Annotated in this window: 17 protein-coding genes; 10 read left to right on the plus strand and 7 right to left on the minus strand. The window is 65.3% G+C overall.

Translation table 11 applies throughout. From position 1 onward, the window contains the following. Positions 1 to 44 precede the first annotated feature (44 nt). Positions 45 to 590: a hypothetical protein gene (locus F562_RS0100550; RefSeq protein ID WP_018154964.1), complete on the plus strand. Its 546-nt coding sequence runs from the start codon at positions 45 to 47 to the stop codon at positions 588 to 590. Positions 591 to 855: 265 nt separating this feature from the next. Here the strand turns inward: F562_RS0100550 and shbA are convergent, their stop codons facing one another. After that, positions 856 to 1,518, minus strand: coding sequence for an RNA polymerase sigma factor ShbA (gene shbA / locus F562_RS0100555; RefSeq protein ID WP_018154965.1), 663 nt, complete (start codon positions 1,516 to 1,518; stop codon positions 856 to 858). 149 nt (positions 1,519 to 1,667) lie between these two features. Next, positions 1,668 to 1,892, minus strand: a complete 225-nt coding sequence (locus F562_RS0100560; RefSeq protein ID WP_026180880.1) for an RNA-binding S4 domain-containing protein — start codon at positions 1,890 to 1,892, stop codon at positions 1,668 to 1,670. Positions 1,893 to 2,014: 122 nt separating this feature from the next. On the opposite strand from F562_RS0100560, the gene F562_RS0100565 reads away from it, so the two are divergent. The 7 genes from F562_RS0100565 to F562_RS0100595 all read left to right on the plus strand — a co-directional run bounded on the left by F562_RS0100565 (position 2,015) and on the right by F562_RS0100595 (position 11,621). After that, positions 2,015 to 3,904 (plus strand): ABC transporter transmembrane domain-containing protein, encoded by a 1,890-nt coding sequence (locus F562_RS0100565; protein WP_018154967.1) that lies wholly within the window; start codon positions 2,015 to 2,017, stop codon positions 3,902 to 3,904. Continuing rightward, entirely contained in the window at positions 3,901 to 5,895 is a 1,995-nt protein-coding gene (locus F562_RS0100570; RefSeq protein WP_018154968.1) for an ABC transporter transmembrane domain-containing protein, read from the plus strand. The genes F562_RS0100565 and F562_RS0100570 overlap by 4 nt, the downstream gene beginning before the upstream one ends. Positions 5,896 to 6,254: 359 nt before the next feature. Next, positions 6,255 to 6,548, plus strand: coding sequence for a co-chaperone GroES (gene groES, locus F562_RS0100575; protein ID WP_018154969.1), 294 nt, complete (start codon positions 6,255 to 6,257; stop codon positions 6,546 to 6,548). A 142-nt stretch (positions 6,549 to 6,690) separates the two neighbouring features. Then, a complete protein-coding gene (gene groL, locus F562_RS0100580) occupies positions 6,691 to 8,298 on the plus strand; it encodes a chaperonin GroEL (protein WP_018154970.1) in 1,608 nt (535 codons plus the stop codon). Positions 8,299 to 8,404: 106 nt separating this feature from the next. Then, entirely contained in the window at positions 8,405 to 9,610 is a 1,206-nt protein-coding gene (locus F562_RS0100585; protein ID WP_018154971.1) for a GAF domain-containing protein, read from the plus strand. Positions 9,611 to 9,735: 125 nt separating this feature from the next. Further along, entirely contained in the window at positions 9,736 to 11,259 is a 1,524-nt protein-coding gene (gene exaC, locus F562_RS0100590) for an acetaldehyde dehydrogenase ExaC (protein ID WP_018154972.1), read from the plus strand. Next, positions 11,259 to 11,621, plus strand: coding sequence for a DUF779 domain-containing protein (locus tag F562_RS0100595; RefSeq protein ID WP_018154973.1), 363 nt, complete (start codon positions 11,259 to 11,261; stop codon positions 11,619 to 11,621). Before exaC ends, F562_RS0100595 begins: the two co-directional genes overlap by 1 nt. A gap of 1 nt (position 11,622) precedes the next feature. Here F562_RS0100595 and F562_RS0100600 read toward each other — a convergent pair whose 3' ends face one another. From F562_RS0100600 to F562_RS0100620, 5 genes are read right to left on the minus strand one after another with little or no spacing between them, the layout of a single operon-like run. Continuing rightward, complete coding sequence (locus tag F562_RS0100600) at positions 11,623 to 12,873, minus strand: Nramp family divalent metal transporter (protein ID WP_026180881.1); 1,251 nt, start codon at positions 12,871 to 12,873, stop codon at positions 11,623 to 11,625. A gap of 51 nt (positions 12,874 to 12,924) precedes the next feature. Next, complete coding sequence (locus F562_RS0100605; RefSeq protein ID WP_018154975.1) at positions 12,925 to 13,899, minus strand: ribose-phosphate diphosphokinase; 975 nt, start codon at positions 13,897 to 13,899, stop codon at positions 12,925 to 12,927. Positions 13,900 to 13,940: 41 nt separating this feature from the next. Beyond that, positions 13,941 to 14,633: a potassium channel family protein gene (locus F562_RS0100610; RefSeq protein ID WP_018154976.1), complete on the minus strand. Its 693-nt coding sequence runs from the start codon at positions 14,631 to 14,633 to the stop codon at positions 13,941 to 13,943. A 29-nt stretch (positions 14,634 to 14,662) separates the two neighbouring features. Then, the gene (locus F562_RS0100615) at positions 14,663 to 16,009 is read right to left on the minus strand and encodes a TrkH family potassium uptake protein (RefSeq protein WP_040385040.1); all 1,347 of its coding nucleotides are present in this window, start codon (positions 16,007 to 16,009) and stop codon (positions 14,663 to 14,665) included. Next, complete coding sequence (locus F562_RS0100620) at positions 16,006 to 17,343, minus strand: TrkH family potassium uptake protein (RefSeq protein ID WP_018154978.1); 1,338 nt, start codon at positions 17,341 to 17,343, stop codon at positions 16,006 to 16,008. Before F562_RS0100620 ends, F562_RS0100615 begins: the two co-directional genes overlap by 4 nt. Before the next feature lie 136 nt (positions 17,344 to 17,479). On the opposite strand from F562_RS0100620, the gene F562_RS0100625 reads away from it, so the two are divergent. Both F562_RS0100625 and F562_RS17555 read left to right on the plus strand, forming a co-directional pair. Beyond that, positions 17,480 to 18,691 (plus strand): class I SAM-dependent methyltransferase, encoded by a 1,212-nt coding sequence (locus tag F562_RS0100625; protein ID WP_245553590.1) that lies wholly within the window; start codon positions 17,480 to 17,482, stop codon positions 18,689 to 18,691. A 39-nt stretch (positions 18,692 to 18,730) separates the two neighbouring features. Continuing rightward, positions 18,731 to 19,960, plus strand: coding sequence for a glycoside hydrolase family 3 N-terminal domain-containing protein (locus tag F562_RS17555; RefSeq protein WP_083915415.1), 1,230 nt, complete (start codon positions 18,731 to 18,733; stop codon positions 19,958 to 19,960). Positions 19,961 to 20,009: the final 49 nt, after the last annotated feature.

Consider the following 20,009-nt stretch of genomic DNA (forward strand, 5'->3'; position numbering starts at 1 on the left):
CGGAACGGCTCGGAACTGGCGACTCAGACGGCTTACTTGACGGGGTGCGCGACGGGTCGCGGTCCCGCGGCGGACGAGGTGTCTTGGTCGGGCTCGCCTCCGTTGACGGGCGCGACGTCTCCGGATCGGTCGGCGGGGTGTCAGAACTCGGCGACGAACTGCTGGACGTCGGACCCGTCGGCGAACTTGGCGTTGGGTTCGGCGACGAACTCGGGCTCGGGGTACTCGAACCCGACGAACTCGGACTCGACGAACTCGAGGGCGAACTACTCTCCGGCTTCGACGAGGTCGGACGTGGCCGCTCCGAGTGTGGGCGGCCGGAACTCGGCCGGTCCGAGGAGGGCCGCTGCGGTGTCGCCGACGGCGCGGGTCGGGGTGCCGGCGGCCCCTGCTTCGTCGCCGTTTCCCCGGACCGCTGCGCCGAACTGGGTGACGCTGAGGTCGTGGGCAGGTCGGTCGGGCTCGTTCCCGGCGAGGTGCGGGCCGTCTTGACCCGCGTCGAAGACGTCGACGCGGGAGCCGGGGCATCTTTTCCGCCGGCTGCCTGCAACGGGCTGCCGAGCATGCTGCCCGCGACTGCGCCCAGTTGATAAAGCACCGGCACTCGGGAGTCGGTCACTGCGGCGGCCATCGAACTCGCGCACAACGCGGTCACCGCTAGGCCGGCGGCTGCCGCGACATGGCCGATCCGAGGTCGACGCGCCTTGGGCGCTTCTCCCACGCTTGAGTCGATTTCACTCACCCAGGCCTGGAGCAGGTCGGTGACGTGGTCCGAACTGGACGGCGTCTTGCGTTGGCCCAGCGCGTCGAGGGTCTCGTCATCGCCGCGGATGTTTCCCAACGAGGGAGGAGGCGTCATCGTGGCCCCTCCGACTCGGCAAGTTTGCGCAGGCGCGCGAGCGCGCGGTGCTGGGCGACGCGTACGGCACCGGCCGACATCCCCAATGCTTCGCCCGTCTCCTCGGCGCTGAGCCCGACGGCGACACGCAGGGTCACGATCTCGCGATGTTGCGGCGAGAGTCGCTCCATAAGTGACCACACCTCGGCGGCCTGATCATCGAGCACCGCCCGCTCTTCGGGGCCAGCGGCAGGATCAACCTGATCGGGCACGTCATCAGTCGGGACGGCAGAGCGCAGCGTCCCCCGCTGCACATCGGCGACTTTGTGGGAGGCAATGCGATAGACGAACGCCTCAAACGGCAGACCACGGTCGGTGTACCGCGACAACGACGTCAGCACAGCCACGCACACCTCCTGCGCCGCGTCCTGCGCGGCATCCCTGGCTCCGGGGAAGGCTCCCAACCGAGCTCGCGCGTAGCGAACTGCGAGTCGGTAGACCGCCCCCATGAGTTCATCAACAGCAGCCTGATCGCCCTGGATGGCAGAGGCTGCTAGATCACGCAAAGGAACCTGCGTGCTCGCTGGATCTATCGTGGCAGGGGGCGTGAACGTTACGTCGTCGCCTGCATCTGTGTCGCGTGATGAGACAGGCTCCACTGCGTCGCGTCCGAAGCGCACTGGTACTCCTATCCCGAGGCACGAAATGTTCTCCGTGCGGCCAACATGACATCGACTCTCCGTCCAGACTGACCTACCGCTGGAGAGGGATCAAGCCAGGGTCGGTTCCTGCCGGTCTGGCGAACCCATTTGCCGATGTCCTGGTTGGGTCATTCCGCGACCACGACAAAGGACGCCCCGGCCAGCTCTACAACGCTCCCGACGGCTACCTGCCGGCCCCGCCGCGTCTCGATCTCGCCGTCGACCTTCACCTCGCCGCCTTGGATGACAGCTCGAGCATGCGCGCCGTCCTCAACGATGTTGGCCAGCTTCAGTAGTTGGCCGAGGCGAATGGCCTCGTCACGGATAGGGACGTCGGTCGGGGATTCCTGCATACCGCCATGGTCCCAGGCGCGCCGCGCCGCACCCACGTCGGCGCCCTCGGAGGCTCTTGCATCTCCTTCGCCGCTAATTCGTTCGCTCGGTGACAGTGGCTCCACATAGCGTGTCCCTCGCTATGCGCGACTTTCCCCCACAGATTGACTCCTACCTCACTCCCGGCGCCACGGAGCCAGATACGCGCACCCCCGGCACAATGCTGCGCTCGCTTTTCCGGGACCAGGGCGAGCTCGTACCGGTTTCGGCGCTCTTGGCCGTGTTGTGGATGGTGCCGCAAGTCGCTGGCCCCTGGCTGATCGGGTGGACGGTCGACAACGGTCTGGTAGCCCAGGACGCTTCGGCCGCTTTCAAGGGCGTCCTCCTGCTCGGCGTTATCACCGTGTTCGGCGCCTCGATGGGCGTCCTCATGCATACCGTCATCGTGCGCCAGTGGCTCGTCGCGCTGTACGGCACGACCGGACGCATCACACGCAAGTCGCTGAGTCTTGGCCATGTCCTCCCACGCCGCACGCCCACTGGCGAGGTCCTCGCGATTTCCGGAAGTGACGGCGATCAGTTCGGGTCGCTGATGGAAATCACGTCGCGGATGATCGCGCAGGTTCTGACCTTCATCGTGGTCTCGATCATCGTCCTGCTCACGTCGGTCAAACTGGGCTTGCTGGTGTTGGCGAGCGCCCCACTGTTGGCGATATTGAGCGGCCCCTTACTGCGTCCGCTGCAGCATTGGCGTGGCATCGAGCGGTCCCGGACGTCTGACCTGACATCCCTGTCGACAGACATCGTGGCCGGATTGCGCATCCTTCGTGGCATCGGTGGTGAGAACACCTTCGGCGGGAACTTCGAGCGCCAGTCGCAAGGGGTCAAAAACTCCGGTACCCGCGCCGGCATTTGGCAGGCGGGCATCGACGCGCTCGGCGTGCTCCTCTCCGGCATCACTGTCGTCCTCGTGATGTGGCTCGGCGTGCGCGAGGTCGCCGAGGGCGCCCTGAGTGTGGGCGACCTGATCGCACTCCTGAGTTATGCGCTCCTGCTGTTGGAGCCGATGCAGACCTTTGTGGAGTTTGCGCAGAAAGTCACCCGCGCCAAGGTCTCCGCGATCAAGGCACGCGCCGTTCTCGCGTTGCGCGTTCCCTGGCATGACGTGACGACCAGCGCCCCCGACCTTCCACACCACGCGGTCATCGAGGATCACGCCTCCGGCGCGCAGTTCCTACCTGGCCGACTCACCATGATCGTGTCGGCCACCCCGGACGACTCGGCCGCGCTGGCCGACCGACTCGGCCGTTATCTCCCCAAGAGTGCCGAGGCGCCTGTCAGCGAAGAACTTCCCGAAGAACTCCGTGGCAAGGCTGCCCGCCGCGAGCGCGCCGAGCGCGCCCGATTACGCCGAGAACAAGATCAGCGGGATGCCGAGCGCGCGGCGCAGCAGTGGGGAGTGTCGGTCGGCGATGTTGACCTGTCGCGGGTGCCGCTGGATGTCGTACGCCGCACCATCGTGGTGAGCGACGCCACCCCTCAGGTCTTCGCTGGATCGCTCCAATCGGCCCTGGACCCATGGGGGCACGCTACGCGCGAGAGCGCCGAGCGGGCCCTGTATACCGCCTCCGCAGACGATGTTTTCGAGGCCGTGCCTGGCGGCTGGGCGGGGCGCATCGATGAGGGCGGGCGCGGGCTGTCCGGTGGCCAGCGCCAGCGTCTTGTCCTCGCCCGCGCCTTGACTGCCGAAGCTGAGGTGCTGGTCTTGGTCGAGCCCACCTCGGCCGTCGACGCCCATACCGAAGCACGCATCGCTGAACGACTCGCAAGCCACCGGGCGGGGCGTACGACCATCGTGGTCACCGCGTCACCGCTCATGCTCCATCACGCCGACGACGTCGTGTTGCTCGCGGAAGGGCAGGCCGTGGCCCATGGCTCCCACCGCGACCTGCTCGAGCACAACCCGGACTACCGGGCCTGCGTCATTCGTGACGACAGCCCCACGCCCGAAGAGGAGGTGAGCACCCCGTGACCAGCACCACCGAACACCGTGACGATCGCCTGAGTGACGTGCTGCCAGCTCACCTTGCCGCCGAGTCGGCGCGCACGTGGAAGCCGAACGCTGATGGCTCCGATATCGACTCCCTACCGACCACCCTGACCGAGGTCGGTCACGGCACGTGGCGGGAACGGGTAGGCGCTCTCCGTCGCCGCCATCACCTGCGCGAGTCCCGGGCGCAGGAATTCCATGAGTCGATGCGCACCAGCACGAGCGGGCTTCCGGTGGCTACGCCCCGCGCCGTCACGCGCTTCGTGTGGAACCTGCTGGGCGAACGCCGCGGCATGGGTTCCATCCTGGTCATCGCCAACCTCCTCGCCGCGACAGCTGGCCTGCTGGTGCCCTTCCTGCTGGGTCGGCTGGTCGATGATGCAGTCGCCGAGGTTGATCGCGGTACGCCCGCGGCAGCCATCGCCGCCGCCGATGAGATGGCGCTGGTCGTCCTCGGTGTCGCGGTGACTCAAGCGGCGTTCACGTTCCTCGCCAAGTCAGCCGCGGCCGCCCTGGGACAGGGCGTGCTCGCGGGCGCTCGCGAGCGCATCATGCGCGACATCCTTCACCTGCCGCTGTCGCGGGTTGAGACTGCGACGTCCGGCGACCTGGTCACGCGCGTCACGCGAGACGCAGGCACGATGAGCGAGTCGGTGACCTGGGCGCTACCGGAGTCGGTCTACGCCACGGTCACCGTCGTCCTAACCCTGATCGCAATGCTGCTCAACTCCTGGGTGCTGGCGCTCGCATCGCTCATCCCGATGGCCCTGTCGCTGTTCCAGATTCGGCGCTACCTCGAGCGCGCCCCGGCTGGTTATCTCACCGAGGCGGGCACGTATGCGCAGATCAACACCACGCTGACCGAAACCGTGTCCGGCGCCCGGACCGTCGAAGCCCTCAACCTGACCGACCGCCGGCTCACCCAGGCCGACGCCGACATCGCGGTGTCGAGCCAGGCTGAGCGCTACACCTTGACCCTGCGCAATCTGTTGTTCGGCGTGATGGATCTCGCCTTCAGCATCCCGCGCGTACTGGTCCTGGCCTTTGGCGCGTTCGCCTATGCCCAGGAATGGGTCTCGATCGGCCAGATCACCACCGCCCTTTTGTATGCGGGAGCGATCTGGGGGCCATTCGAGACGCTGGTCCACACGGTCGACCGAGTCCAGACCGGACTCGCCTCAACCGCTCGCCTGTTGGGCATCTCGACGGTGCCGCCCGACCGTGAGGTCGGGCCGGAGCGCCCGACCGACACCCGGCTCACCGGCCGCTCGCTGCGCTATGCGTACCGCGAAAACCACGATGTGCTCCACGATGTTGACCTCGACCTACGTGTCGGCGAAAGGCTCGCCATCGTCGGTCCCAGCGGGTCCGGCAAGTCGACCCTCGGCCGGCTCCTTGCGGGAATCCACGGCCCGCGCACGGGGCACGTCCAGGTCGGCGGGGTCGAACTGACCCGACTTCCCTTGGACCAGCTGCGGCGCGAGGTGGCCCTGGTGACTCAGGAACACCACATTTTCATTGGCACGATCCGAGACAACCTGCTCCTCGGTCGGGAGAGCGCCAGCGACGCTGAACTTCGAGACGCGCTCGCGGCGGTCGGTGCCCGCACGTGGGTCGAGCAACTCACCGGACAGCTTGATACCACCGTCGGGTCGGGTCACCTCGCCCTCACCCCCGGCCAAGCGCAACAGGTCGCGCTCGCCCGACTGGTGTTGGCCGACCCGCACACCATCGTCCTTGACGAGGCAACATCGCTCATTGATCCGCGGACCGCACGCCACCTGGAAGGCTCGATGAATGCGTTGCTGACTGGACGCACTGTCGTCGCGATCGCCCACCGGCTGCATACGGCTCACGACGCCGACCGGATCGCCGTCATGATCGATGGGCACATCGCCGAACTCGGGTCGCACGATGAGTTGATGGCCAACGACGGCGAGTACGCCGCACTCTGGCGCGCCTGGACCTCCTAACCAACGCCGGTCGAGCAGGCGAGCCCCCTCCAACGCCGGTCGAGCAGGCGAGCCCCCAGGGGCGAGCCGTGTCGAGACCCGAGGCAGCCCCCTCCAACGCCGGTCGAGCAGGCGAGCCCCCAGGGCGAGCCGTGTCGAGACCCCCAAAGATCGAATCTGGAGAATTCTGGCACTCGAGTTGACCGAGTGCTAACACACGCATAGATTCAGTTCTGGCACTCGGGAGTGGCAAGTGCCAGCACGGTCGGTCTCGACCCCCGCGACGGCGAGACCTGTTGAGTTGGCTCATTGCCCTCGTCGAGTAAGACGTATCCGTATCGACCCCAGCGGGGTCGGACACTCACAAGGAAGGTCACACCGTGTCGGTGAACATCAAGCCGCTCGAGGACCGCATCGTCGTGAAGTCGGTCGAGGCCGAGCAGACGACCGCGTCCGGTCTGGTCATTCCGGACACCGCCAAGGAGAAGCCCCAGGAGGGCGAAGTTCTGGCAGTCGGTCCGGGCCGTATCGACGACAACGGCCAGCGCGTGCCGGTCGACGTCCAGGTTGGCGACCGGGTTATCTACAGCAAGTACGGCGGCACCGAGGTCAAGTACAGCGGCGAAGAGCTGCTGATCCTCTCGGCTCGCGACGTGCTCGCTGTGGTGAGCTGACAACACAGCTGAGACGTTTTTCTCATGACGCGCCCTGGGCGCCCGTGCCCTGATCTGATCACGGCACCCGGGTGTCCGGGGCGTTGTCTTTTTGCCGCGCTGGCGTTGCCAGCGCCCCCAACATGGAGTGAAAGGTAAGTGCATGGCTAAGGAGCTGGAGTTCAACGACTCCGCACGTAAGTCCCTTGAGCGAGGCGTTGACGCCCTCGCCAACACGGTCAAGGTCACACTCGGCCCCAAGGGTCGCAATGTCGTGATCGACAAGAAGTGGGGCGCCCCCACGATCACCAACGACGGTGTCACCATCGCTCGCGAGGTCGAGCTGGATGACCCCTACGAGAACCTCGGCGCTCAGCTCGCCAAGGAGGTCGCGACCAAGACCAACGACGTCGCCGGTGACGGTACGACCACCGCGACCGTTCTGGCCCAGGCCCTGGTCAAGGAAGGCCTGCGCAATGTTGCGGCAGGCGCCGGACCCGCGGCCCTCAAGCGCGGCATCGACAAGGCCGTCGAAGCAGTCAACGACCGACTGCTGGAAAACGCCCGCGAGGTTGAGGGCAAGGACGAGATCGCGCAGGTCGCGACCCTCTCCGCGCAGGACTCCACCGTCGGCGACACCATCGCCGAGGCCTTCGACAAGGTCGGCAAAGACGGCGTGATTACCGTCGAGGAGTCCTCGACGACCGCGACCGAGCTCGACTTCACCGAAGGCATGCAGTTCGACAAGGGCTACCTGTCGCAGTACTTCGTGACCGACACCGAGCGCATGGAGACCGTCCTTGAGGACGCCTACATCCTCATCAACCAGGGCAAGATCTCGGCCATCGCCGACCTGCTCCCGGTGTTGGAGAAGGTCGTACAGACCGGCAAGCCGCTGGTCATCATCGCCGAGGACGTCGAGGGCGAGGCGCTCTCCACGCTGGTCGTCAACAAGATCCGCGGCACGTTCAACGTGTGCGCCGTCAAGGCTCCCGGGTTCGGCGACCGCCGCAAGGCCATGCTCGCTGACATCGCGATCCTGACCGGTGGCCAGGTCATCTCCGAGGAGATCGGTCTCAAGCTTGACCAGGTCGAGCTGGACCAGCTCGGTCAGGCCCGGCGTGTGGTCTCCACCAAGGACGACACCACGATCATTGACGGTGCTGGCGACAGCTCGGCCGTCGACGGTCGAGTCAACGAGCTCAAGGCCGAGATCGAGCGGACCGACTCCGACTGGGACCGCGAGAAGCTGCAGGAGCGCCTGGCCAAGCTGGCTGGCGGTGTCTGCGTGATCAAGGTCGGCGCGCACACCGAGGTCGAGCTCAAGGAAAAGAAGCACCGCATCGAGGACGCCATCTCGGCAACCCGCGCGGCCATCGAAGAGGGCATCGTCCCCGGCGGTGGCTCGGCGCTGGTGCATGCCGGTGCCGCACTCGATGACCTTGCCCTTGAGGGCGACGAGGCGACCGCGGTCACCTTGGTCTCCAAGGCGATTGTCGAGCCGCTGCGCTGGATCGCCGAAAACGCTGGCCTGCAGGGCTACGTCGCCGTTTCCAAGGTGCGCGAACTGCCGGTGGGCCAGGGCCTCAACGCCGCCACCGGTGAGTACGTCGACCTGGTCAGCGCCGGCATCATCGACCCGGTCAAGGTGACCCGCTCCGCGTTGCGCAATGCGGCGTCGATCGCCGCGATGGTCCTGACCACCGACGCACTCGTCGTGGACCGGCCCGAGGAAGAACCTGACGCAGCAGGTCACGGCCACGGCCACTGACCCACGCGTACAGCACCACCGGCGCCCCGAGCGGAAACCTCCGCTCGGGGCGCCGGTGTTTTCGTAGGCTCTGGCCAGACCCGGGTGCGCGGTGTGTACTGGACACATGACCAACGACCAGGGAGTCGCTCGTATGCGAGCCGAAGTCGCGGCGTCCTGGGAGCGATCAGCCGCGGCCGGTGTCGAAGTCGACCAACGTGCGGCCCCGATCGCGATCGACGTCCCCGACCTGCGCGGTCAACGGGAGGCGCACCCCCTGGCCCGAGTCTTTCCGCTCCTGGACGACGTGCTGGGCCGTGAAGTCAGTGACTGCGGCGCGGTCATGGCGCTCGCCGATGCCGAGGGCACGTTGTTGTGGATCTCCGGCCACCCGGACAAATTGCGCAAGGCCGAGCGCATCGGGTTCGTCGAGGGCAGCAACTGGGACGAGCGACTGGCCGGAACCAACGCCCCAGGCTTAGCGCTCGCGACGGGGCGGGACGCGATGGTCACTCGCGAGGAGCATTTCCGGTCATCGGTGCGCTCCTGGAGTTGTGCGGCAACGCCCATCCATGACCCTGGAACCAGCCAACTTCTCGGCGTCCTCGACGTGACCGGTGGCGACACCTTGGTCGTCCCGCAAACCATGGCCATGGTGCGGGCGGCGGCTCGGCTGGCCGAGGCCGAACTCGCGCGGCACCTCACGCCGCCACCTGCGCAAGACCGACCAACCGGGCTGCGTGTGCTCCTTGAACTTCTCGGACGCAACGAGGCGCTCATCGGCATCGATGACGGTCATGGTGCGGTCTCCCAGGTACGCCTTTCCCGGCGGCACAGCGAGATCGTCGCGCTCCTCGCCGCCTCGCCCCGCGGCCTGACGGGAGACGAACTGTCGGTGCTCCTATATGAAGAAGACGGCGGGGCCTCCACCCTTCGGGCTGAGCTCAACCGGCTCCGCGGACTACTGGGAACTGACCTTCTAGCGTCCCGCCCGTATCGGCTGACGGCACCTATCGCCGGCGACTGGCTGGCCGTAGAGGCACAACTCGCGGCTGGAGACCTCCGCGCCGCCATGCGCGGCTACGACGGGCCGATCCTCCCTCGTTCGAGCGCGCCCGGCATCGTGCAACTGCGCGACAGTCTGGCGGCATCCTTGCGTCAGAGCCTGCTGCAGTCGCGCGCCCCCGACCTGATGTCGGCCTGGACCCGGTCAAGTTGGGGGCGAGATGACTACGACATGTGGGTAGCTCAGCGCGCCGTCGTCCCCGCCAACTCGCCGATACACACGCTGATCGAGGGCCAACTCCATCGACTCGACGCGGAGTTCGCCTGACCGACCGCGCCCGACGCGACCCTTCGGGATCTGCACCCCCGCCGTGCAACCTTTCCGCAACGTGCCCGCGCATACGTTGTGACCACAGTCACATATGTACGCCGCCGACCCCCTTGGGAGCAGTCATGACCGTTTACGCACCGCCCGGCCAAGCCGACTCGTTGGTCACCGTCGAACCTCGCTACGGACACTTCATCGGCGGGGAGTGGGTCGATCCGGTCAAAGGCGGCTACTTCGAGAACATCTCGCCAGTGAACGGGAAGGCCTTCACCGAGATCGCCCGTGGCACAGCCGAAGACATTGAGGCAGCGCTTGACGCAGCCCACGCCGCCGCGCCGGCCTGGGGCAAGACGTCACCGGCGGAGCGCTCCAACATTTTGCACAAGATCGCCCAGCGGCTTGAGGACAACCTCCAGGCGATCGCCGTGGCCGAGTCCTGGGACAACGGCAAGGCCGTGCGCGAGACGCTGGCCGCAGACATCCCCTTGGCCGTCGATCACTTCCGCTATTTCGCTGGCTGTATCCGCAGCCAGGAGGGCGGCATCTCCGAGATCGATGAGAACACCTACGCCTACCACTTCCACGAGCCGCTAGGCGTGGTCGGCCAGATCATCCCCTGGAACTTCCCGATCCTGATGGCCGTATGGAAGCTCGCCCCCGCACTCGCGGCAGGCAACGCGGTCGTCCTCAAGCCTGCCGAGCAGACCCCGTGGTCGATCTTGAAGTTGATGGAATTGATCGGCGACCTGCTCCCGGCGGGCGTCCTCAACGTCGTGAACGGCTTTGGCGTCGAAGCCGGCAAGCCGCTGGCCTCGAGCCCGCGCATCGGCAAGATCGCGTTCACGGGCGAGACCACCACCGGCCGACTCATCATGCAGTACGCCAGTCAGAACATCATCCCGGTCACGCTCGAACTCGGTGGCAAGAGCCCCAACGTGTTCTTCGACTCGATCGCCGCGGAGAAAGATGCCTTCTACGACAAGACGCTCGAAGGCTTCACCATGTTCGCGCTCAATCAGGGCGAGGTCTGCACCTGCCCGAGCCGCGCGCTCGTGCAGCGCAACATCTACGACCAGTTCGTTCCGGACGCCCTTGAACGGGTCAAGGCCATCAAGCAGGGCAATCCGCTGGACGACAGCACGATGATGGGTGCCCAGGCCTCGAACGACCAGCTCGAGAAGATCCTCAGCTATCTGCAGATCGGCAAGGAGGAGGGGGCCAAGGTGCTCACCGGTGGTGAGCGCCTGGTGCTTGAGGGCGACCTGGCCGAGGGCTACTACGTGCAGCCGACGGTCTTCGAGGGCGACAACTCGATGCGGATCTTCCAGGAGGAGATCTTCGGCCCGGTGGTCTCACTCACCAGCTTTGATGACGAGGCCGACGCGTTGAAGATCGCCAACGACACGCTGTACGGCCTGGGTGCCGGAGTCTGGAGCCGGGACGCCTCGCAGGCCTTCCGCGCCGGGCGCGAGATTCAGGCCGGGCGAGTGTGGACCAACAACTACCACGCCTACCCCGCCCACGCCGCGTTTGGTGGCTACAAGCAATCCGGCATCGGTCGCGAGAACCACAAGATGATGCTCGATCACTACCAGCAGACCAAGAACCTGTTGGTGTCCTACAGCCCAGACGCGCTCGGCTTCTTCTAATGGCACGAGTCGCAGTGACCGGTGAGGCGGCGGAGCTCATCCGCCGCCTCACCGAGGCGAATGGGCCGGTGATGTTCCACCAGTCAGGCGGATGTTGCGACGGGTCGGCACCCATGTGCTACCCCGATGGTGACTTCATCCTCGGCGATGCAGACATCCATCTCGGCGATCTCGAGGTCGACCTGGACCGCGCGGTGCCGGTGTGGATGTCGAAGGCGCAGTTCGAGTACTGGTCGCACACGCACCTGACGATTGATGTCGTGAAGGGCCGTGGGGCCGGCTTCAGTCTGGAGGCGCCCTACGGCGTCCGGTTCCTGATCCGCTCTCGTCTTCTGACGGACGAGGAGATGACCACGGCCTAGGTCAGCCGATGGCCTTGTCGATCTGAATGACCGCCAACCACAGGAAGAGCACCGCGCACGCGACCATCGCGGTGTTCGACCACCACTTGTTGCGCCATTGGCGCGGGACCCGATCGGTGTTGAGGATCCAGAGCAGAGTCACGGCGAGGAACGGCATGAACACCGCGCCCAGCACGCCGTACGCCAGGATCAGCCACACCGGTTCGCCGAACATGATCAACAGGATCGGCGGGAAGGTGAGCCACAAGATGTACGCCTTGTACCACTTGCCACCACCGAGCCGGTCTGGATCGTCGCTCGGGAGTTTTGTGAGGTGTCCGACCAGGTCGGCGAACATGAGCGAGACGCCGTTCCACACGCCCAGCAGTGAGGACATGGCGGCCGAGAAAAAGCCGATCAAGAACAACTTGCCGAACCACACGCCGTAGCGGTCTTCAAGAATGTTGCCAAGATCGAGGAGGCCCTCATCGCTGGTCTTCACCGCGACGCCGCCTGAATACAGCAACTCCGCACCCACGATCAGCGTCGCCGCGACAAAGAGCCCGGTGACGATGTACGCGACGCGGTTGTCCAGGCGCATCACCCGCATCGATTTTTCGTTGACCCAGCCTTTCTCACGGATCCAGTAGCCGTAGGCCGCCAATGTGATGGTGCCCCCGACACCCCCGGCCACGCTCAGGACATTGACCATGCCACCGTCGGGAATGGTCGGAGCAAGTCCTTTGGCGAGTTCGGGCAGGTTGGGCACGGTGCGTATCGCGGCGGCGACCATGGTGACAAACATGAGTCCGCCGAGCGCCGCGCAGATCTTTTCGAACAAGCCGTACTTGCCAACCCAGACCAGCGCGAGCCCGATCAACCCGCAGAGGATGCCGCCGACTTTGACGTCAATGAATGGGAACAGTGCGTTCAGCGGCAGTCCCGTGCCCGCGAGCGCCGCACCGCCATACACGAACCCCCAGATGACGATGTAGGGGACGAAGTAGATGTGCGTCCAGACGCCGAGCGTTGACCAACCTTCGTAGATGGTCTTGCCCGTGGCCAGCGAATAGCGGCCAGCGCCTTCGACCAGGACGACCTTCATCAGGCACCCGATGACCACCGTCCACAGGAGCGCGTAGCCGTATTTTTGACCGGCGATCAGCGTCGCTACCAGGTCCGCCGCGCCGACACCCGTTGCGGCGACGACGAGACCAGGACCCACGAGTTTCCACTTCGGGCCGCTTGAAGAATCCACATCCGTTGTACTCATCGCCTGTATCCAACCAGGTCACGGGCTGCCCACGTGGTTATTCGGTGGTGATTAACCCAGCGGCAACGTCGCCGGCGGCGCATGCGCGGGGTCAACACCGTCGAAAAGGCTAGACACCGACTCTCCCCGGTGACTGCGGGCGATTGCCTCAGCAAAGAGTTGTGCCACCGACCGCACCTGCAACTGGGGCCAGTTCGGCGCTGGCACTGTGTCGGTGCTGACCACTTCGGAGATCATCGGGTGCGAAGACAGTCTCTCGACAGCCTTTCCTGAGAACAGTCCGTGGGTGCAGGCCACGGCAGCGCCGGTGGCACCAAAGTCTTTGAGCCGGTCCATCAGTTCGATGATGGACCCGCCCGTGGCGATCTCATCATCGAGCACAATCGCGCGCCGTCCTTCGACGTCACCCACGATCGCGTCGATGACGACCTGATCATCGGCCTTGCGCTGCTTGCTCCCGGCTGCGACCGGCAGCCCCAGGAGCCGCGCGAACTGGGTCGCGGTCTTCGCGTTGCCGAGGTCGGGCGACACCACCACGGCGTCAGTCAGGTCGCGCTGGCGAAAGTGCTCGGCGATCTCTCCGATGGCGGTGAGGTGATCCACCGGCATCGAGAAGAAGCCGTGCACCTGCGGGGCGTGCAGCGCCATCGTGATGATCCGATCGGCGCCCGCCGTCGCGATCATGTCGGCCACGAGGCGGCCACCGATCGAGATCCGGGAGGCGTCCTTCTTGTCTGAGCGCGCGTAGGCGTAGTGCGGGATCACGGCGGTGACCTGAGCAGCCGAGGCGCCTTTGGCCGCATCGAGCATGAGGAGCAACTCCATGAGGTGCTCCTGCGTCGGTGGGACGAGCGGCTGCACGATGTAGACATCCCGCTGCCGACAGTTGACCAACAACTGTGCCTGCAGGCAATCGTTGCTGAATCTCTTGATGTCGACGTCGCTGAGCTCGACGCCGAGATGGGTACAGATACTGCGCGCGAGGCTCGGATGGGCCGAACCGCTGAAGACGACGATCTCTCGCACACGTTCCTCCTGGTGCAGGGACTGTGGGCAGCGTACGTGCCTCAGGCCCTTCCGCGGGCAGCCTCGGCGCTGAAGTTCTCTACCAGTTCGGTGGGACCGCACACCACCAACTCGTGATCCTTCTCGACCATCGTCTCGGGCCTGGCGTAGGTGAAGTCCTCACGCTGCTTCTTCACGCCCACGACGGTGACGCCGTATTCGCGACGCAGGCCGACCTGCTCCAACGTCTTGTCCCACGCGAATCGTGGGGCCGAAGTCCGCGCAATGGCGAAGCCGTCGTCGAACTCGATGTAGTCGGACAGGAAGCCCGAGATCATGTGGGCCACGCGCTCGCCCATGGCTGACTCGGGATAGAGCACGTGGCGCGCGCCGATGCGCTCCAGGATCCGGCCGTGTTGCTTCGTGATCGCTTTGGCCCAGATGTCCTGCACGCCCAGGTCAACCAGGTTGACCAAGGTCAGAACGCTGGCCTCGACGTCGGTGCCGATGGCGACGATCGCCCGGGTGATGTCTCCAACGCCGATCTGCTGCAGCGCCTCCGGGTCGGTGGAGTCAACGACGGCCGTATGCGTGAAGTCGTCGGCGTACTTCTGGACGAGCTCGGGGCTCTCATCGACGGCAACGACCTCCCACCCCTGGTCGACCAGGCTGGACGCGGTCGCGGTACCGAACCGGCCAAGCCCGATGACCAGCACCGTCTTGTCATGAACGCTCGGTGACTTGCGAAACGGCATGGCTCTCCTTGTGACTTCTTGACCGGGACTCACCCGACGATGGGGCGTTCCTCAGCCAGACGGTAGCGCCGATGGCGATGGTTCATCGCCAGGGACGTGATGACAGTGATAGTTCCGACTCGGCCGATGAACATCAGGATCATCAAGACGACCTGGCCGGGCCCGTTCAGATCGTTGGTGACTCCAGCCGACTGGCCCACGGTGCCGAAGGCTGACATGGCCTCGAAGACCACATGTTGTAGGGTCTGCTCGGTCAGTAACGTCAGGGCGATCGTGCCTGCCGCAACACAGCCCACACCGCCCAGCGCGATGGTGATCGCCTGACGCTGCACCTCCATGGGGATGCGACGGTGGGCGACCGTCACATCACGCTCGCCACGCATCTCCGCCAGCATGACGTAGCCCAAAACCAGGAACGTCGTGAGCTTGATTCCCCCCGCGGTGCCTGCACTGCCGCCACCGATGAACATGACAAACAAATAGGTCAGCACGGTCTCATCGGTGAGATAACCGATGTCCACCGAGTTGAAGCCCGCGGTCCGCGGGAACACCGACCCGGCAAGACCGCCGATGATCTTGTCATGGACCGACAGCGGGCCCATCGTGGCCGGGTTGCGCCATTCGAAGATCAGGAAGATAAAGAACACCCCGAACAACATGGCCATGGAGGCCCACAGGGTCATCCGAGTGTGGACCGACCATGACCGCGGGCGGCGCCACTTGTTCTTCAACTCGAACAGCACGGGATACCCCAGGCCGCCGACGAAGATGCCCAGGCACAAAGGCCCAATGATGCCGATATCACCGACAAAACGAACCACGCTGTCGGGATACAACGAGAAACCGCTGGAGTTGGCTCCCGCGACGCCGTGGAAGATCCCTTGCCACAACGCCTCGTCCCACTGGTCGTAGTAGGCGATGCGGAACCTGGCGACCAAGAGGACCACGACGACGAGTTCCAGCAGCAGGAAGAAGCGGACGATCTTGGCCAGCAGTTGGCGTACGTCGCCAAGGCTGAGTGCGCGCGCATCACGCTGGGCCGCCATGCGATCTCGCATCCCGAGTCTGCCACGAACAAATACCGCGGCGAACGTTCCCAAGGTGACAATTCCCAGGCCGCCGACTTGCACGAGACCCAAGATCACGACGTGGCCAAATGGCGACCAATAACTTCCGGTATCCACCACGGTGAGGCCGGTAATACAGGTCGCCGACACCGCGGTGAACAAGGCGGTGAGGAACGGCGCACTGCCCGCGTGCTCGGCGGCTACAGGCAGCCACAGCAGGATGGTCCCGGTGCCGATCACGCTGAGGTAGGCAGCGACCACGAAGCGGGCGGGGTTACTCAATATCCGCCGCTGGCGATAGGTACTCATCCGATAATCGGCCGTTCGTGGGGTAGTTGATAGCGCCGATGACGGTACCGGGATCTCATCGCCATCGAGGTGGCAAAGGTGATAGGCCCGACCCGGCCAACGAACATCAGCACCATGAGAACGACCTTTCCAACCGGGTCAAGGGTAGGCGTCACATTGGCTGAAAGGCCGACGGTGGCAAAAGCCGAGGTCGCCTCGAAGGACGCCAGGTCAAGTGACAGGTCCGAACTCAGCATGAGGATAACCGCGCCAGTCATCACCAGGGCCACTCCGGAAAGTGCCACCGTCAAAGCCTGTCGCAGGGTGCTGGAGTTGATCGAACGATGCGCGATCACCACGTCCGACTCCCCGCGGATCTCGGCCCACATCGCTGCGGCCAGGATCAGGAAGGTCGTGATCTTGATGCCGCCGGCCGTGCCGGCGCTCCCACCGCCGATGAACATCAGCGCCTGAGTCCCCACCAGCGTTTCGGGGCGCACGAGCCCATAATCCACGGCGTTGAACCCCGCTGTTCGGGGGAAGGCCGTTCCGCCGATGGCGGCCACGACCTTCTCGTGCCAGCCGTGGCCACCGATCGTCGCGGGATTGGCCCATTCCAACGCCAGGAACATCACGAAGCCAAGAGCGAGCAACCCGGCGGTGCCGAATAACGTCAATCGGGTGTGCAGCGTCCACCGCGAGGGGGTACGCCAGGCCTTACGCAACTCGAAGATCACTGGGTAGCCGATGCCGCCGATGATCGTCGCGAGGGACAGCACACCGATGATCCACAGGTCGGACACATAACGAATCAGGTTGTCCGAGTGCGTGGAGAATCCAGCGTTGTTCACACCAGATATCGCGTGAAAGAACGCTTGCCACAGGGCTCCAGCGACATCGTGCTCATAGGTCGTCCGGAACCTGATGAACAGCAGCACCATGACGACGAGTTCGATGAGCAGGTACAGCCGGACGATTCGGCCGACGAGGTGTCGCACCCGGCCGGGCTCGTCGGCGTGCGCGTCGGCTTGGGCGGCCTTCTGGTCTGACATGCGCAGCCGCCCCCGCAGGGCAACGGTGAAGAGCGTTGCCAGGGTCACGATGCCCAGTCCACCGACTTGGACCAGGCCGAGGATGACGGTCTGCCCAAAAGGCGTCCAGTGAGTCCCGGTGTCCACCGAGGTCAGACCGGTGATGCAGACAGCGCTCACGCTGGTGAAGACGGCATCGACAACCGGCCCACTTCCCGGCGCCTGGGTCGCGATGGGTAACTCCAGGAGAATGCTGCCGATCGCCACAGCGAGGGCATACGCGACCACCAGATAGCGCGCAGGGGTCGCCATCAGTGCCCGCATGCCTACCTCCTTGGCCGCCCGGTTGAGCGCCGAGAGGGATTGTTCTCCTGTTGGAGCCATACCGCCAAATGCGTCAAGATGGCGGGCATGCTCTGCCACTCAACTCCCGACTGCGGATAGGACAATGGACGCAGCGATGGTGAATCGCCTCACCTCCGGTGAGGGACGTGGGTTGTTGCAGTCGCTGCCGCCCTATGACGAACGAACGGCCATGGCGTTGGGCGAGCGCCTTCGGGCCGACGGGTTCGCACCCGAGCTTGTGGCGGCCGCTCTCACGCAGGCCCGGCTTCGTCAGGCCGCCGTCGCCAAGTTTGGGGCCGATGCCGCGCGCATGTTGTTGACCCAGGACGGCCTCGAGCAGGCCACGCGCTGGGAGGTTGCCGACCATCATGCTCGCCGGTTCGCTGCCGCCGGGGTGTCGGCCGTGCACGACCTCGGGTGCGGGATCGGCGCCGATGCGATGGCCTTTGCCCGGGCCGGGTTGGGCGTACAGGCAGTCGATGCCGATGAGGGCGTGGCCCTTGTCGCGGAGGCCAACCTGCGCCGGTGGCCGCGCGCAACCGCGGATTTTCGGCGCGCCGAGGACGTTCGCTTGCCGAGCGGCAAGGACGCTTTGACGGTCGGAGTGTGGTTCGACCCGGCACGGCGTACGCCAGGAGTGGCTGACATCAGTGGTCGGACTCGTCGGGTCTTCCGACTCGACCAGATGTCACCAGACTGGGATCACGTCCGGGAGGTGGCGGCCAGGCTCCCCGTCGTGGGCGCAAAGTTGTCGCCGTCGTTTCCCCATGCTGCGGTGCCACACACCGCGGAAGCAGCATGGACGTCGTATGCCGGTGACGTCGTCGAATGCGCGCTGTGGTGGGGCCCGTTGGCGCGGACCAGCGGACGCAGCGCGCACGTCCTCGGTCCGCGGACCGATGCGTTGGTGACCGAGGACATGGCCATGGGCGCGCCCACCGAGTTCGCCACGATGCCGAGCCAAGGCATGTATCTCTACGAACCGGACCGTGCGGTGATCCGAGCCGGTTTGACTGGCGCACTCACTAACGCCACCGAAGGCCGCGAGTTGGCTTCTGGGGTCGGCTATGTCGCGAGCCGCCAAGACGTCCGCCTGCCGTGGGCAAAGCGCTACCTCATCACCGCGGCAATGCCCTTCAACACCAAGCGACTTCGCGCGGTGCTACGTGACCGGGGGGTGGGCACTCTCACGATCAAGAAACGCGGCGTCAGCATCGATCCCCAAGCATTGCGGCGCCAACTTCGACTGTCTGGGGACCTCGAAGCGACCGTCGTCCTGACCCGGGTTGGCAGCGTGCAGGTCGCCCTCCTGGTACGCCAGCTTTGACGATGTCAGCGACGGGCGGGATGGCATACCGTGGCATTCATGCGTGCTCCCCGAACCTTGGCCGCCGTCCTCGGGCTCAGTTTCACCGTCAGCGCTTGCTCAGGCTCCGATCAGGCAGGACCAACTCCCCCGCCGTCGCGATCGGATAGTGCCTCGACGCACCCCAGCACACCCGCCTCCAAGGGCGGCAGCACATCCGCCTCCACGAGCCGCAAAGCACCTGCCTCGTGTGTCACTCAGATCCTGAACTCGCTCACACCGGAACAGGAAATCGGCCAGTTGCTCATGGTCGGCCTCCAGGTGGGCACACCCACCTCCACGGTGACCTCACTGATCCGCAACGAGCACGTGGGCAATGTGATCTACCTCGGCGGCTGGGAAGGCGCCGAGACCGTGCGCTCCACGTCCGCCCAACTCCAGCAACAGGTCGGCAAGGCCGCGACCGGAGGCCTTCGCCTCTTCATTGCCGCGGACCAAGAAGGCGGTCAGATCTGGCAAATTCGCACTGCCGCAGACCGATTGCCGTCCGCATTGCAACAAGGCAAAGCATCGCCAACCAAGCGTCAGGCCTACGGCAAAGAGATCGGGACCCTTTTGAGCAAGCTCGGGGTCAATCTCAACCTGGCACCCGTGGCCGACACTGTCCCGCCAGCGCTCGGCGAAGCGAACGAGCCGATTGGTCGATACGAGCGCCAGTACGGCAACGACCCCGCGCTGGTCGCTGCAGCCGTACCCGACCTGATCCGCGGACTCCATGCTGGCGGCGTAGCGACAACGGTGAAGCACTTCCCTGGCATCGGCCGGTTGCGCGGAAATACCGACTTCACCACCGAAGGCATCGAGGACACCGAAGCCACCCGCAACGATCCCTATCTCAAACCATTTCAGGCTGGTGTGACCGCGGGCACTGACATGGTGATGATGTCGACGGCTTCTTATCCCAAGATTGACCCGAAGAATCAGGCAGTCTTCTCCCCAACGATCATTGAGGGTGTGCTGCGGAAGGACCTGGCTTTCGACGGTGTGGTCATCACCGACGATGTGGCGGCAGAGTCGCTCAGCAAGATCGCGCCCGCCGAACGGGCCACCCGATACGTCGCCGCAGGAGGCGACATCCTCCTGACCGGTGACGCGGCTGAAGTGAAACCCATGCTTGCCGCGCTAAAGACCAAAGTCGCCAACGACCCTGCCTTCGCCAAGAAGGTCGATGCCGCCGTACGCCGGGTGGTGGCCCTTAAGGTTGACCGGCATCTGGCAACCTGCGACTAGTACGGACTGCGCGGCCACACTCTTGGGATCCTGAGGCATTGTCCACTGG

The sequence above is a fragment of the Demetria terragena DSM 11295 genome (assembly GCF_000376825.1).
GTDB classification, from domain to species: domain Bacteria; phylum Actinomycetota; class Actinomycetes; order Actinomycetales; family Dermatophilaceae; genus Demetria; species Demetria terragena.

Coding starts and splice junctions, on each gene's coding strand:
- F562_RS0100600 (WP_026180881.1), bottom strand. CDS start 12,873: ATGAGTACAACGGATGTGGATTCTTCAAGCGGCCCGAAGTGGAAACTC.
- F562_RS0100610 (WP_018154976.1), bottom strand. CDS start 14,633: ATGCCGTTTCGCAAGTCACCGAGCGTTCATGACAAGACGGTGCTGGTC.
- F562_RS0100615 (WP_040385040.1), bottom strand. CDS start 16,009: ATGAGTACCTATCGCCAGCGGCGGATATTGAGTAACCCCGCCCGCTTC.
- F562_RS0100560 (WP_026180880.1), bottom strand. CDS start 1,892: ATGCAGGAATCCCCGACCGACGTCCCTATCCGTGACGAGGCCATTCGC.
- F562_RS0100595 (WP_018154973.1), top strand. CDS start 11,259: ATGGCACGAGTCGCAGTGACCGGTGAGGCGGCGGAGCTCATCCGCCGC.
- groL (WP_018154970.1), top strand. CDS start 6,691: ATGGCTAAGGAGCTGGAGTTCAACGACTCCGCACGTAAGTCCCTTGAG.
- F562_RS17555 (WP_083915415.1), top strand. CDS start 18,731: ATGCGTGCTCCCCGAACCTTGGCCGCCGTCCTCGGGCTCAGTTTCACC.
- F562_RS0100620 (WP_018154978.1), bottom strand. CDS start 17,343: ATGCGGGCACTGATGGCGACCCCTGCGCGCTATCTGGTGGTCGCGTAT.
- F562_RS0100585 (WP_018154971.1), top strand. CDS start 8,405: ATGACCAACGACCAGGGAGTCGCTCGTATGCGAGCCGAAGTCGCGGCG.
- F562_RS0100565 (WP_018154967.1), top strand. CDS start 2,015: ATGCGCGACTTTCCCCCACAGATTGACTCCTACCTCACTCCCGGCGCC.
- exaC (WP_018154972.1), top strand. CDS start 9,736: ATGACCGTTTACGCACCGCCCGGCCAAGCCGACTCGTTGGTCACCGTC.
- F562_RS0100625 (WP_245553590.1), top strand. CDS start 17,480: ATGGTGAATCGCCTCACCTCCGGTGAGGGACGTGGGTTGTTGCAGTCG.